This is a genomic window from Leifsonia sp. 115AMFTsu3.1 (assembly GCF_004362795.1).
Lineage (GTDB): Bacteria > Actinomycetota > Actinomycetes > Actinomycetales > Microbacteriaceae > Leifsonia.
The window spans coordinates 1,152,690-1,165,809 of the sequence record NZ_SNYB01000002.1 but is presented as its reverse complement, the minus strand read 5'-3'; the positions used below and the strand labels follow the sequence as shown (position 1 = coordinate 1,165,809).

The following is a 13,120-nucleotide window of genomic DNA, read 5'->3' as shown; positions in this document are numbered from 1 at the left end:
GCACCCGCCTAGGGCACCGGCTCAGGGCAACGGCTTCGAGGCCAGATAGACAGCCTCCGTGCGGCTGGATGCTCCGGTCTTGCGCAGGATGCTCGACACGTGCACGCTCGCGGTCTTGGCGCTGATGTAGAGGCGTTCGCCGATCTGTTTGTTGCTGAGGCCCTGCTCGATGAGGGCGAGCACCTGTTCCTCGCGCTCGGTCAGCGGCTGGCCGTGCGCGGTCGCGACCGCGGCGGGGCGACCGACGGGGTGCTCGGCGAGAGCGTCGGCGACGTGGACGAGCAGTGGGATGCCGTGACCGGCTGCCGCCTGACGACCCTCGGCGACGAGCGCGTCGGCCCGCGAACGCTCCCCGGCGGCGAGGGCGACGCGTGCGCCGCGCAGCAGGGCATATGGCCGCAGGTGAGCGGGTGCCACCGCGTCTTCCGCGGCGACGATCGCGCGTTCCCAGGCGGCGAGGGCGTCGGCGTAACGCCCGGCGCGGTCCGCGGTGTCCGAGACCGCGGCGCGCGCGGTCGCGAGTTCGGCCTCGACCAGCGGTGCCCACGCCGTCGCCGTCGGCCAGGAACGCAGGCGGTCGAGGGTGGCCTCCAGGCGCGCGGCCTCTGCCAGGACATCCAGCGCACCGTCGTCGCCGCCGGCCGCACCGGCAGTCGAGCCAGGGATGCCGTCGCCCCGGACCGCGAGCTCGGCGAGCGCCCGCGACGCGGACGCCAGCACCGGCAGGTCGTACCCCGGGAGCGAGCGGAACGGCAGCGACCCGATCCCCCGCGTCTCGGCCCACGCGCGATCGTAGTCGCCGAGCGCGATCGCCACCTCGGCGGACACGCGCGCCAGCGACAGCCGGGTCTGCTGCTCCAGCTCGGCCAGCGCACGGAGGGGTGTCCGCAACCGCCGGAGCAACGCCTCCGCCCGCTGCGGCTCGCCGTGCCACACCCAGAGACGCGCTCGCTGCAGCTGGGCGGTCACGCCCGTGCGGTCGTCGAACCCGAGGGCGATGCGCAGCATCTCCTCCGCCCGCTCGTACTGTCCGAGCGCGATCAGCGGCTCGGCCGTGTTGGCCGCGAGCCAGACTCCGGAGGTGCGCTCGACCCCGCGCTCGCGCGCCTGGGCGACCCCGGACTCCGCCAACCGGACCGCCTCGGCGTACTGGCCGACCGAGTTCAGGGCGTCCGACGCGTTGACGGCATAGCGCAACGTGGCCCCTGCGTCACCGACCGCGAGGCGTCCGGCGATCTCGAACTCGGCGAACCCCTCCTCGATGCGACCGCACTCGACGAGCGACGCCGCGAGGATGTTGTGGGCGACGGAACGCATCGAGGGGGCAGCCGCCTCGGCCTCCGCGATCGCGGCACGTGCCGTCTCGATCGCGATGTCGAAGAGCCCGGCGAGCATCCGCTGCGCCGCGAGCTCCGTCAGCAGATGCGGCCGCAGGGGGTCGCCCGGCGAGACCGCCTCCGGCGGCACGAGGGCGAGCGCCTCCTCCAGGAGCTCGGCGCTGCCCGGGCGGTTGAGGTTCGCAAGGTACTGGCCCTTGTCGCGCAGCAGCCGTGCCCGGCGGGACGGCGCCAGGTCGTCGGCTTCGGCCAACGCGGACTCCACCAGCGCCAGCGCCCGCTCGTTGTTGCCGGCGTTGCGGAGGGCGGATGCCGTGCGGGCGATCACCGACGCGCGGTCGCGCCCGCTCAGGGTCTCGGCGTCCGGGATGCGATCCCAGAGCTCCAGCACACGGTCGCCCATGGCCGCGGTGGTGGCGTACGCGTAGGAGCGCTTGGCCTCCTCCATCGCCTCCAGGGAGGCGAGGAAGGCGCGCCGCACATCGTGCGCCGCGAGCCAGTGCGACGAGAGCTGCACCGCGGACCGCTGCGGGCTCTGCTCGAGCGCCTCGGCGTACCGGGCGTGGAAGCGCGTGCGCTCCCCCGGCAGGAGGTCGGCGTGGATGGCCTCGCGGACCAGCGCGTGACGGAACGCGTACTCGGTGGAGTCGGCCGAGAGCAGGTTGGCGACGACGGCCTCGCGGGCTCCCGCATCCAGCTCGTCGGGTGTGCCCTCGAAGACGGCCGCGAGCAGTTCGTGCGTGACGCAGACACCGCCCGCTGCCAGCACGCGCAGCAGGCGCTGCGCCGGGTCGCTCAGCCTCTCGAACCGGGCGAGCACCAGCTCGCGGAGTGTCTCGGGGAGGTCGTCGCCGGACTGCAGGCCGTCGATGCACACCAGCTCCTCGACGAAGAATGGCACGCCCTCGCTCAGCTCCGTGACCCGGGCGAGGGAGGGATCGTCGGGCACGCGCCCGAGGAGCTCCGCCACCAGCTCGGCGACCTGCTCCGGGCACAGGCGGGAGAGCTCCCAGCGCGTCACGCGCCGGGTGCGCTCCAGCTCCGGCAGCCATGACCGCAGTACGTGGCCGCGCGGCACCTCGTCGCTGCGGTAGGTGAGGACGACCAGGAGACGCCCTCCCTCGGCCATCCGCACGATGAACCGGAGCAGCTCGAGCGTCGAGCGGTCGGCCCACTGCACGTCTTCGATCGCCAGGATGACGGGCCGGTCGCCGGAGATCTTCTCCAGCAGCACCGTCACAAGCTCGTAGAGCCGCTCGGCGCCGGTGCGCGGAGGAACCGCCGACTCGTCGGCAAGTTCGGGCAGCAGAGCCGACAGCACCCCGGCCCCTGAGCCCGTCGCGTCGAGCACACGCTCCAGCCCGACCGTCTGGATGAGGCGACGGAGCACCGCGGCAAACGGCGCGTACGGCGCGGCGTCGTCGCCCAGATCGACACAACGGCCGAGCAGCACGGTGGCCGTCGACTCCTGGGCCGACAGGAACTCCTCCAGCAGCCGGGTCTTGCCGATGCCCGCCTCGCCGCCGATCACGACGGCCTGCGGCTCCCCCTCCTGAGCGTCGCGGAGCGCGTCGCGCAGCGCCACCAGATCGGACTCCCGTCCGATCAATGTGGGGCTCGACGCCGGTGCTCGCATGACATCATCGTGCCACCGACCACCGACATCCGTGCCCACCGCGAACGTGGGTCTGCGGACGGCAGACAGCCGCCCGGCGCCGCCCTCAGCGGGCGACGTCGGCCAGCTCCCTGCGCTCCTCGCTCAGGCCCTCCGCCGCGGGCGCCGGCACCGGCACGACCGCAGCCGCGCCGACGGCCGCCGACCGTGCACTCATGCGCCCCCGGTGCTCCGACCGCAACCACCGGCCCCGCTCGTCGGCGCGGCGCGCCTGCTCGCGCTGCCGCTCCTCGCGCGCCGTCTCGCCGGCCCGTACCCGGAAGTCCACGAACTCTTCGATCATCATGATCCGATCCCCTCTTCTTCGTGAGTCTCAGACTTCTCGCTAAGGCCCCCCGCAGACATCGGGAAGATGCCCTATTCCTCACCCCGGCGACGCGAGACCGACGCATAAGGGGGCTTCACTCCGCCGACCGCGGGGAGCAGCATGGCGGACATGGCGACGATCAACGAACTCCAACCTCCGTACAAAGTCGGCTACTTCGTGGGCAGCCTGTCCACGAGCTCCGTCAACCGCACGCTCTCCCGCGCCCTGCTCCGGCTGGCTCCGTCCGACCTCGTGTTCACCGAGATCCCCATCGGCGAGCTGCCCCTCTACAACCGCGACTTCGACGGCGACTTCCCGCCGGTCGCCCGCGAGTTCAAGGCGCTCATCGCCGAGCAGGATGCGCTCCTCTTCATCACGCCGGAGTACAACCGGTCCATCCCGGGCGCGCTGAAGAACGCGATCGACTGGGCCAGCCGCCCCTACGGCGAGAACGTCATCGCGCGCAAGGCGACCGCCGTCATCGGGGCGTCGCCCGGGCAGATCGGGACGGCCGTCGCACAGCAGCAGCTGCGCAGCGTCCTCAGCTTCCTCCAGGCGCCGCAGATGAACGCACCGGAGGCCTACATCTGGATGCGCCCCGGCCTCATCGAGGAGGACGGCACCGTCACCGATCCGGGGACGGAGGAGTTCCTCCGCGGCTTCATGAACGCGTTCTTCGAGTACATCGAGCGCGTGCTGACGGTGGTGCCGAGCGCATCGTGAGACTGCAGGACGAGGGCGGCGACCGCAGCGTCGAGCTACGGCCGGCCGCCTACGACTCGGCGAGCGACCGCGTGGTCGTCGACGCGGTCGTGGAGGACGGCGCCCGGCGCTGGACGCTGACCGACGCCTGCCTGACCGACGACGAGGCGCGGGACTTGGCGGCATGGCTCGCCGGCATCGCCGACGACACCACGGCCGCCGCAGACGAGTGGACGTCGCTCACGTTCGCCTCCACCGTCATCTCGCTCAGCGGCCACCGCATCCCGGGCGGAACCGTCGAACTGCGGATGGCGGTGCTGCGCATGGCGGCGGCCGGCGGCGGCACCGCGGATGTCGTGGTCGGTCTGCGCGCGCCGCAGGCGGCGGTCAGCGCCGCCGCCTGCGACCTCCTCCTGGAGCTCGACGGCCTCCGCCGCTAGGGTCGGCGGACGCCGCGGCCCGGGTCAGCGGCCGCCCTCGCGCTTCCGGTGACGCTGCTGGATCGCCTGCTCGCCGTACGGGTAGATGTCGGTGCGCGGCGTGCTCGCCTCGTCGAGGCGTGCCCGCTGCTCGTCGGTCAGCTCCAGGTCGGCCGCGCCGAGGTTGTCCTCCAGCTGCTCGACCGTGCGGGCGCCGAGGATGACGGATGTGACCGCCGGGCGATCGCTCAGCCAGGCCAGCGACACCTGCGAGGCGGATGCTCCGGTCTCGCTCGCGACCGCATCCACCGCGTCGATGACCTCCCACGTGCGCGGGTCGGCGTTGCGGGCCTCCCACGCCTCCATGCCGCGGGTCGGGTTCTCGCCGAGCCGCGTCGCGCCCGTCGGCGGCTCGTCGCGACGGTACTTGCCACTCAGCCAGCCGCCCGCGAGCGGCGACCACGGCAGAAGGCCGATGTTCGCATCCAGAGCAGCCGGCACCACCTCGTGCTCGATGCCGCGCACGATCAGGCTGTACTGCGGCTGCAGGGTCACCGGCGCGGCCCACCCGTTCGCGCGGGCGACCTGCACCGCCTTCGTCAGCTGCCAGCCCAGGTAGTTCGAGAAGCCGTAGTACGAGATCTTGCCCGAGGTGACGGCGTCGTCGAGGAACCGCAGGGTCTCCTCGATCGGCGTGAGGGCATCCCACGCGTGCATCTGGTACAGGTCGATGTGGTCGACGCCGAGCCGCCGCAGGGAGGCGTCGAGCGCGGTGCGAAGGTGGGTGCGCGAGAGGCCGAGATCGTTGGGGCCGCCGCCCATCGGGAACCGGCCCTTCGTCGCGATCACCACCCCGTCGCGGCGACCCGGGTTACGGGCCAGCCACCGGCCGATGATCGACTCCGAGGCACCTGTCGTGTACACGTCCGCTGTGTCGATGAAGTTGCCGCCCGCGTCGATGTAGTGCTCGAGGATGGCGTGCGAGGTCTGCTCGTCCGCCTCCGCTCCGAAGGTCATGGTGCCGAGGGCGAACTCCGACACGATCGTTCCGCTGTTTCCGAGGTTGCGTAGATCCATAGCGCGAAACTAGCCCCGTCCCGGCGGTTTGCGTACTGTGTGCCATCGTGAGGTTTCGCACCTCTGTGTCCGGGACCGCCACTCACGCAGCTTCCGGGCGCCATCACCCTCCCCTCGGCGCACGTGGCGTCACGATCCGAGCGATGCGTCGTCTTCCTGAGTAACGGGGTCACTCCCTGTACGGTCGCGAACCGCACCGCCCCTTCCGAACGTCGGGTGAGGGACACGAGGATCGCGCGTTCAAGGACGAACGGAAATTGCAGATTCAGATGAACCGACTGACGAAGATGGCGACGGCAAGCGGCGTTGCGCTGGGCCTGATCCTGGGGACCGGAATCACCGCGGCTCATGCGGAGGAGGCACCGGACTCGGCTGAGGCGGTGTTCGAGGAGTTTCTCGACACCCTGAAAGTCGACGCCAAAACCGATGCTGCGCTGACCGAGCGGTTCGATGACCTGCCGCCAGCCGAGCAGAAGCGGGTCGCGGACGCGATAGAGGAGGATCCGCTGTCTGTGATGGTATTCGACGCCGGTGCGCCGACGCTGACCTCGGGAACCGGAACCTCTGCACAGCCGGCGCTGGCACGCAATTCGGCCCGCGGGCTCCACATCCGGACGTCCGCGGCCGCGCCTCGGTACACGGCAACCTACCCGGTGAACGCGAGCCTGTTCGGGATCACGACTGGCACGTTCACCATGCGCTACGTCTTCGAGGCGACGTCGACCAACGTCACCCGGAACCTGGAGTGCACGGGCTGGTTCACCGGGGCGGCCGGAGTCTGGAACATCGGGACCAGCCAAAGCAACTACGTCTCCGGCGGTCAGGGCGCATGCACGGTCAAGTACACCATGTCGCTTGCCTTCAAGGGATCCTTCTTCACCGCCAACAAGCAGCAGCAGCTCGTCTACAAGGGCACAAGGCTCACCAGCACGAGCCTGAAGAACATTTAGCCATGACCACGCCCACTGTCACCCGAACCCACTCTCTCGCGACCGATCGGCGGCTGCTGGTCGCTTCCGTAGTGGTGGGTCTTCTGGCCCCGATCGTGTGGCCCGCTCTCGTCGTCGCAGTCGTCCTCCTGGTCTGGGCCGTGGTGCGATTGGCCCGCCAGCGGCCGCGTTCGGTGGCGATGCTCACCACCGCGATCGTCCTGCTCAGTCTGTCAATCGTCGTCGGGGTGGCACTGGGGGTGGCAACCGCTGCAACCTTCGATGACACGGGAGACGGGAAGGTGACCCTCATCCCGGGGTGAGCGGCCCGCCGCAGCCGTTCCGAGGTTGCGTAGATCCATAGCGCGAAACTAGCCCCGTCCCGGCGGTTTGCGTACTGTGTGCCATCGTGAAGCTGCTCCTGATCTCCGACACGCACGTCCCGAAACGCGCTCGCGCCCTGCCCGCCCAGGTGCTGGCGGCGGTGGATGCGGCCGATGTCGTCATCCATGCCGGGGACTGGGTGGATGCGGCGACGCTCGACCTGCTGGAGCAGCGCGCACGGCGGCTCGTCGGCGTCTGGGGCAACAACGACGGACCCGAGCTGCGGCGGCGACTGCCGGAGGTCGCACATGTGGAGCTGGGCGGGCTGCGGTTCGCGGTCGTGCACGAGGCCGGCCCGGCGACCGGCCGCGAAATGCGGGCGGAACGCGACCACCCCGATGCGGACGTGTTGGTGTTCGGGCACTCGCACATCCCGTGGGACACGGTGTCGCCGCGCGGGCTCCGCCTCCTCAACCCCGGCTCGCCGACGGATCGGCGACGTCAGCCGGTCTGCACCTACCTGACGCTGGACGTCGCGGACGGGCGGATCGCCGACGTCACGCTGGTGCCGGTCGAACGCGGCTGACGTTCCGTGGGGCGCAACACGCCGTTACACGCGCCCCATAACGGCGTGTTGCGACCCCGGGATGCGACCCCGGGATGCGCCAGCGCGTCACGCGCGCAGGAAGCCGTCGACGAGCATGCCCCGCACGGCCGGCAGGAGGTCAGCGAGGAGCGCATCGTCGTCGACCTCCAGCAGCTGCGCCAGCGCCGCAGCGATCGCCGCGACGGACAGCTCGCCGTCGCACGCGCCGACCAGCGCCGCGAGTCCGGTGTCGGCCGACACCGTCCGCCCGAACCCTCCACCCTGCCGGAGCAGGATCGCCGTCGGTGCGTCGGCGCCCGGCCAGAGATGCCGCTCCTCCGTCACGTCGCCGGCGACCACCGGCCGCAAGCGGCCGAGCTCATCGTCCGTCAGTGCGGCCTGCAGATCATGCGCTGCCAGCGCCTCGCCCAGGTGTACGCCGAGCCCTGCCTCGTTGGCGCCGAGCGAACCGTGCAGCCGCTCGAACCGGCGCAGCGTCGGCACGCCCGCCGACCGACGGAGCAGCAGGTAACCGAACCCGACCGAGCGCACATCGCGGGCCTCGAAGTCGTCGAGCCACGCGCCGAGCAGCCGCTCGAACTCCGGGGTGCCCGGGCGGGTGCCGCCGTCGCGGATCCACGTCTCCGAGTAACGCACCGCGTCCTCGACGTCGCGCTCGATGACCCAGGCGTCGAGCGGGACGGGGGACGCATCCACCCAGTCGCGCACACGCTGGAGACCGTCGCCGGGGCCGCGGTACTCCCAGTTGCCGAGCAGCTGCGCGACCCCGCCGGGCTGGAGATGCTCGCCGCATCCACTCACGAAGGAGGCCACCAGCCCGTCGCCGACCATGCCGCCGTCGCGGTACTCGTACGCGGGGACACCCTCCACCCGCGGCGTGATGACGAACGGCGGATTCGACACGATGTGATCGAAACGCTCGCCGGCGACCGGCTCGAACATGCTTCCGAGCCGCAGCTCGACGCCGTCGATCTCGTTGAGCGCGAGGTTCAGGGCCGCCAGGCGGAGGGCGCGCGGCGAGATGTCGGTCGCGACGACCCGGCGGGCGTGGCGTGCGGCGTGCATCGCCTGGATGCCGCATCCCGTCCCGAGGTCGAGCGCGCTGTCGACGGGGTTCTGCAGCATCAGTCCGCTGAGGGTGAGGGATGCGCCGCCGACGCCGAGCACATGGTCCTCGGGCAGGGCGTGGCCGAGGGCGAGCTCGCCGAGGTCGGAGACGATCCACCACTCGGCGGGGCCCGCCGCATCCACGAAGCCGTAGGGCCGGAGGTCGACCGCCGACGCGACCGTGTCGCCGTCGACCGTGACGAGTTCGAGCGCGAGCGCACCGTCGATCCCGAGCGCGGGGAGGGCCTCGGCGACCTCGTCGCTCGGGACCGGCCGGCCGAGCACGAACACGCGGGCGAGCGTTGCCAGCGCCGACGGACCGCGGCGTCGCAGCGCCCGCTCCGCCGGGACGCGCTGCCCGCGGTGCAGGGCGTCCGCCGCCTCCTCGCCCCAGAGGTCGGTCAGCGCGTCGACCGTGAGGCCGGCGCGGATCAGGTCGGACCGGAGGTCGGGGATGCGTTCGGCGGCCGGGACGGCGGGTGCGCTCATCCTTCCATTGAAGCAGGGGCAGAATGGGGCTGTGATCCGCAAGAGAGCGATCGTGTCCGGGGGCGTGCAGGGCGTCGGGTTCCGCTGGGGTGCGCGGGAGGCCGCGCAGCGCCTCGGCGTGACCGGATGGGCGCGCAACCGCCTCGACGGAACGGTCGAGGCCGAGATCGAGGGCACGCCGGAGCAGGTCGACGGGATGCTCGACTGGCTGCGCACCGGCCCGCCGGGGGCATCCGTCTCGAACGTCGCCGTCTCCGACCTCCCCCTCGCCCACGACGACGCCTTCCGCATCCACGAAACCGCCTGACCCCCACCGTCGAGTCCGCAAATTTTGCACGTGACACGCCGCGGCGGTGTGCAAAAATCGCGGACTCGACGGTGGGCGGAGGCGCGGGAGGGACGGACGGAGAGGCGCGGGGCAGAATGGGGGCATGACGCGCGCGACACTGCTGACCATCACCACGCCGACCGGGACCCCGGAGGCCGGCGATCCCGGGTTCGTGGTGTCCGACTTCGACGCGCCGCAGGTGCGCGTCACCGATCTGTCGGTCACCCGCGGCGACGGCGTCTTCGAGACGATTGCCGTCATCGACGGCCACCCGCAGGCGCTCGAACCGCACCTCGCGCGACTGGCGCACTCCGCCGCGCTGCTCGACCTCCCGGCTCCGGCGCTCGACGTCTGGCGGGAAGCCGTTCGCGCAGGCGTCGCCGACTACCTGACCCGCAACGGCGACCGGGATGCGGAGCTCTACGCCAAGCTCATCTACAGCCGCGGGATCGAGGGCTCGGGCGTCCCGAGCGGCTGGCTGTTCGTGGATCTGGGCGAGGACTTCTCGCGGGCCCGCCTCGGCATCCGGGTGGTCACCCTCGATCGCGGGTACCGCCACGACGTCGCCGAGACCTCGCCCTGGCTGCTCGCCGGCGCGAAGACGCTGTCGTACGCGATCAACCGCGCCGCGCAGCGCGAGGCGGTCCGCCGCGGGGCCGATGACGTGCTCTTCGTCAGCAGCGACGGCTACGCACTCGAGGGCCCCACCTCGAACGTCGTGACCCTCACCGACGGCGTCGTCCGCACGCCGAACACCGACCAGGGCATCCTCGCCGGGACCACGCAGGCGGCCGTCTTCGACTTCTTCGAGAGCCGCGGTCTGCGGACGGAGTTCGCTCCGCTGACCCTCGACGACGTGACCGCAGCCGACGCCCTCTGGCTGGTGTCGAGCGTCCGCCAGGCGGCGCCCGTCACGCACCTGGACGAGCGCGAGTACCCAGTGGATGCGGCCCTCACCGCCGAGCTGAACGCCTACCTCCTCGCTCGCACCGAGTGACATCGCGCGACACGTAGACCCTTCGTTGCACCCCGATTGGCGTGGTGTCGCCGGCACCGCCTAGGCTGTTCCCACTGCGCGGGCGATGGGGCCGGCGCGGCGGGCGAACGACCCGTCCACGACCCGGGGAAGGAGGGTGCGAGATGACCGAACCGGTGCCGCGCAGCATCGAGCTGCTCCGCCAGCAGGCGCGCGACGAGCTGTCCGCGATCATCGAGCACCGCTGCCGTGCCGGGGAAGATCCGTGGCAGTTCATTCCCGATCTGCCGAGTGTGGACGAGCAGGTCGTCATCGGCCTCCGCGCTACCGCGATCGAGGCGTTCGACCTCGCCGACGAGCAGTCCCGCGCACACCATCCTTCGGCCGGCCGCGATGTGTTCGCCCGCTTCGAGTACGGGGTGCTGCGCCGGATCGCCCTGGAGCATCCCGAACTCAGCGAAGCGGTTTGGGGGATGCTCGACAAGGTCGAGCGCGCCTGACTACTCTTCCCGCATGGGAATCGTCACCGCCGACATCGCCATCTCGCTCGACGGCTTCGCGGCCGGCCCCGACCAGTCGCTGGAGCAGCCGCTGGGCGGTGGAGCGGCCAACCGCCTGCACGCGTGGATGTTCGAGTACGCCGACGCGCACGCGGAGGAGATCGACGCCATCACCGCGGCGGGCGCCTACGTGATGGGACGCAAGATGTTCGGCCCGGTGCGGAACGAGTGGCCCACCCCCGACGAGCCGCTCGGCGACTGGATCGGATGGTGGGGCGAGGAGCCGCCGTATCACGCGCCGGTGTTCGTGCTCACGCACTACGCCCGCGACCCGCTGGAGCTGACCGGGACCACGTTCCGGTTCGTCACCGACGGCATCCACTCGGCGGTCGAGCAGGCGCGAGAGATCGCCGGGGATGCGGACGTCGCCATCGCCGGCGGCGCCGAGACCCTCAATCAGGCGCTGTGGGCGGGGATCGTCGACGAGCTGCGGCTGCACATCGCTCCCGTCACCCTCGGCGCGGGTGAGCGTGTCTTCGACCGTGTGCCCTCGCTCGAGTTGGAGCTGCTGCGCGAGCGCGTGACCCCCGAGGTCGCGCACCTCACCTATCGCGTGCGCCGCTGAGAGGGCGGTCACCGGGCGCGCATACCCGCCCGGGATGCCGCTCGCACCCCATCAGGTTTAAACGCCCGATCCGGTCATGTTCGCGCGTCCGTCTCCGTCGGTTAAGGCGAGGGATGGAGTCGACATGGACCGGAGAACACTGCTCCGCACCGGATTCGGTGCGGCGATCGGCGCGGGGCTGGGCCTCTCGCCCACGACGATGGCGCACTCGGCACCGGAGGCGGCGCCCTTCGGCGGTGACGGCCCCGATCTCGAGGAGCTCCGTCGTGCCCTCTCCCGGCCCGACTACCTGCTGATCCCCGGCCAGCCGCGGTACGAGCAGCTCGCGCCTCCGTTCAACCGCCAGTTCGCCTCCGTCCGCCCGTTGGCGATCGTCACGCCGCGCAGCCCTGCCGACATCGCGGCGTGCGTCCGCTGGGCCGTGCGCAACGGCGTGCCGATCACGCCGCGCAGCGGGCTCGGCCACAGCTACGCCGGGTTCTCGACCACCGGCGGCCTGCTGCTGGTGCTCTCGCTGATGACGGATGTGGTCTGGCGGGATGACGCCCGCGCGTCCGCGCCGGTCGTCGGCTACTCGACGGGCACGATGACGAAGAAAGCGGGGACCCTCCTGGTGGAGGCCGGTGTCACCAACGGCATGCTGCATCCCCAGCTGGAACGGGGCAACATCGTCCTCCCGACCGGTCGATGCAGCAGTGTCGGGGTCGCCGGGCTCGTGCTCGGCGGAGGCATCGGATTCAGCGACAAGATGGCGGGGCTCACCTGCGACCGGTTGGTGGAGACCCGGCTGATCGGGGCCGACGGCGAGTGGATCACGTGCAGCGAGAAGGAGAACGCCGACCTCTTCTGGGCGGTGCGCGGTGGAGCGGGCGACAACTTCGGCATCCATTTCGATTTCACCCTCGACTACGACAAATACCATGGGACGGTCGCCTTCTACCGCTTCAGCTGGAGCATCGACACGGCGGTGGATGCGGCCGTCGCGCTCCAGCGCGCGTGCGCCGACGCCTTCCGCGACCCACGGCTGCACATGCGCATCGGCCTGGGGACGTCCGGCACGTCAGCCCAACAGGTTCGCGCCAACGCTTCGGTGACGGCCATCGGGCAGTTCTATGGCAGCGCCCGTGAGCTGCGCGATCTGCTCGCCTCCGCGCTGCGACTCGGCACGCCGTCGGAGCAGGCGGCCAACGCGGCGAGCATCCGCGACGTCACCTTGGCCGAGGCGAGCGAACTGCTCAACGAGGATGTCGCGCCCGCTCCGTTCACGGGAGCATCGGCCGTGCTGACCGAGCCGCTTCCCGGCGAACGGATAGCCGCCGTCCGCGACCACCTGCTGACCTGGCCGGGCAGTTCCAACCCGGACGGCGTCGACATCGCCCTCTTCGCGCTTGGCGGCGCCGTGAACGACGTCGCCGCGGAAGCGACGGCATACGTCCACCGCGATGCCCTGTTCATCGCGCAGTTCAACGTCAACTGGTCGGAGCGCGATCCAGCGTCGAGCCTGCGGGTGCACCGGGAGTGGCTGGACGGCCTGACCGCCCTCGTTCCGTCGACGCGCGCCTACCAGAACTTCCCGGACCCGTATCTGCGAGATCCGCAGCAGGCCTATTACGGGCGCAACTACGCACGGCTGCGAGCGGTCAAGTCCGCCTACGACCCGAGCGGCGTCTTCGGGTACGCCCAGGGAATCGCACCGCAATGACCCCGTCCGGTCGGAG

Annotated in this window: 14 protein-coding genes; 10 read left to right on the top strand and 4 right to left on the bottom strand. The window is 71.3% G+C overall.

The genetic code is table 11. The features are described 5' to 3' along the window. Positions 1–21: 21 nt before the first annotated feature. Positions 22–2,973 carry a helix-turn-helix transcriptional regulator gene (locus tag AXZ95_RS19900; RefSeq protein ID WP_043742475.1) on the bottom strand — a complete coding sequence of 984 codons (2,952 nt, stop codon included), beginning with the start codon at positions 2,971–2,973 and terminating at the stop codon, positions 22–24. Between the two features lie 85 nt (positions 2,974–3,058). Further along, positions 3,059–3,298 carry a hypothetical protein gene (locus AXZ95_RS16685; RefSeq protein ID WP_018191654.1) on the bottom strand — a complete coding sequence of 80 codons (240 nt, stop codon included), beginning with the start codon at positions 3,296–3,298 and terminating at the stop codon, positions 3,059–3,061. Positions 3,299–3,439: 141 nt separating this feature from the next. On the opposite strand from AXZ95_RS16685, the gene AXZ95_RS16680 reads away from it, so the two are divergent. Together AXZ95_RS16680 and AXZ95_RS16675 are read left to right on the top strand one after the other, a co-directional pair. Then, a complete protein-coding gene (locus AXZ95_RS16680) occupies positions 3,440–4,042 on the top strand; it encodes an NADPH-dependent FMN reductase (RefSeq protein ID WP_018191655.1) in 603 nt (200 codons plus the stop codon). Beyond that, complete coding sequence (locus AXZ95_RS16675) at positions 4,039–4,461, top strand: hypothetical protein (protein ID WP_018191656.1); 423 nt, start codon at positions 4,039–4,041, stop codon at positions 4,459–4,461. Before AXZ95_RS16680 ends, AXZ95_RS16675 begins: the two co-directional genes overlap by 4 nt. Before the next feature lie 24 nt (positions 4,462–4,485). Here the strand turns inward: AXZ95_RS16675 and AXZ95_RS16670 are convergent, their stop codons facing one another. Beyond that, a complete protein-coding gene (locus AXZ95_RS16670; protein WP_018191657.1) occupies positions 4,486–5,517 on the bottom strand; it encodes an aldo/keto reductase in 1,032 nt (343 codons plus the stop codon). Positions 5,518–5,786: 269 nt separating this feature from the next. Between AXZ95_RS16670 and AXZ95_RS16665 the strand changes: the two genes are divergently transcribed. From AXZ95_RS16665 to AXZ95_RS16655, 3 genes are all read left to right on the top strand, one after another. Continuing rightward, positions 5,787–6,467: a hypothetical protein gene (locus AXZ95_RS16665; protein ID WP_018191658.1), complete on the top strand. Its 681-nt coding sequence runs from the start codon at positions 5,787–5,789 to the stop codon at positions 6,465–6,467. 2 nt (positions 6,468–6,469) lie between these two features. Beyond that, positions 6,470–6,769, top strand: coding sequence for a hypothetical protein (locus AXZ95_RS16660; protein ID WP_018191659.1), 300 nt, complete (start codon positions 6,470–6,472; stop codon positions 6,767–6,769). 86 nt (positions 6,770–6,855) lie between these two features. Further along, on the top strand, positions 6,856–7,356 hold the full coding sequence (locus AXZ95_RS16655) for a metallophosphoesterase (protein ID WP_018191660.1): 501 nt from the start codon (positions 6,856–6,858) through the stop codon (positions 7,354–7,356). An 87-nt stretch (positions 7,357–7,443) separates the two neighbouring features. Here the strand turns inward: AXZ95_RS16655 and AXZ95_RS16650 are convergent, their stop codons facing one another. Further along, positions 7,444–8,973: a methyltransferase gene (locus AXZ95_RS16650; RefSeq protein ID WP_018191661.1), complete on the bottom strand. Its 1,530-nt coding sequence runs from the start codon at positions 8,971–8,973 to the stop codon at positions 7,444–7,446. A gap of 31 nt (positions 8,974–9,004) precedes the next feature. Here AXZ95_RS16650 and AXZ95_RS16645 point away from each other — a divergent pair, with 31 nt between their 5' ends. From AXZ95_RS16645 to AXZ95_RS16625, 5 genes are all read left to right on the top strand, one after another. Next, positions 9,005–9,280 carry an acylphosphatase gene (locus tag AXZ95_RS16645; RefSeq protein WP_018191662.1) on the top strand — a complete coding sequence of 92 codons (276 nt, stop codon included), beginning with the start codon at positions 9,005–9,007 and terminating at the stop codon, positions 9,278–9,280. 124 nt (positions 9,281–9,404) lie between these two features. Then, a complete protein-coding gene (locus AXZ95_RS16640; protein WP_018191663.1) occupies positions 9,405–10,298 on the top strand; it encodes an aminodeoxychorismate lyase in 894 nt (297 codons plus the stop codon). Between the two features lie 143 nt (positions 10,299–10,441). Continuing rightward, positions 10,442–10,777, top strand: a complete 336-nt coding sequence (locus AXZ95_RS16635; RefSeq protein WP_018191664.1) for a hypothetical protein — start codon at positions 10,442–10,444, stop codon at positions 10,775–10,777. A 13-nt stretch (positions 10,778–10,790) separates the two neighbouring features. Then, positions 10,791–11,402, top strand: coding sequence for a dihydrofolate reductase family protein (locus AXZ95_RS16630; protein WP_018191665.1), 612 nt, complete (start codon positions 10,791–10,793; stop codon positions 11,400–11,402). 124 nt (positions 11,403–11,526) lie between these two features. Beyond that, entirely contained in the window at positions 11,527–13,104 is a 1,578-nt protein-coding gene (locus AXZ95_RS16625; RefSeq protein ID WP_018191666.1) for an FAD-binding oxidoreductase, read from the top strand. The last annotated feature ends 16 nt before the right edge of the window (positions 13,105–13,120 follow it).

What these genes read in the sequence shown, in the direction of transcription:
- AXZ95_RS16685 (WP_018191654.1), bottom strand. Translation starts at nt 3,298, where the DNA reads ATGATGATCGAAGAGTTCGTGGACTTCCGGGTACGGGCCGGCGAGACG.
- AXZ95_RS16670 (WP_018191657.1), bottom strand. Translation starts at nt 5,517, where the DNA reads ATGGATCTACGCAACCTCGGAAACAGCGGAACGATCGTGTCGGAGTTC.
- AXZ95_RS16680 (WP_018191655.1), top strand. Translation starts at nt 3,440, where the DNA reads ATGGCGGACATGGCGACGATCAACGAACTCCAACCTCCGTACAAAGTC.
- AXZ95_RS16665 (WP_018191658.1), top strand. Translation starts at nt 5,787, where the DNA reads ATGAACCGACTGACGAAGATGGCGACGGCAAGCGGCGTTGCGCTGGGC.
- AXZ95_RS16630 (WP_018191665.1), top strand. Translation starts at nt 10,791, where the DNA reads ATGGGAATCGTCACCGCCGACATCGCCATCTCGCTCGACGGCTTCGCG.
- AXZ95_RS16625 (WP_018191666.1), top strand. Translation starts at nt 11,527, where the DNA reads ATGGACCGGAGAACACTGCTCCGCACCGGATTCGGTGCGGCGATCGGC.
- AXZ95_RS16650 (WP_018191661.1), bottom strand. Translation starts at nt 8,973, where the DNA reads ATGAGCGCACCCGCCGTCCCGGCCGCCGAACGCATCCCCGACCTCCGG.
- AXZ95_RS19900 (WP_043742475.1), bottom strand. Translation starts at nt 2,973, where the DNA reads ATGCGAGCACCGGCGTCGAGCCCCACATTGATCGGACGGGAGTCCGAT.
- AXZ95_RS16640 (WP_018191663.1), top strand. Translation starts at nt 9,405, where the DNA reads ATGACGCGCGCGACACTGCTGACCATCACCACGCCGACCGGGACCCCG.
- AXZ95_RS16635 (WP_018191664.1), top strand. Translation starts at nt 10,442, where the DNA reads ATGACCGAACCGGTGCCGCGCAGCATCGAGCTGCTCCGCCAGCAGGCG.
- AXZ95_RS16660 (WP_018191659.1), top strand. Translation starts at nt 6,470, where the DNA reads ATGACCACGCCCACTGTCACCCGAACCCACTCTCTCGCGACCGATCGG.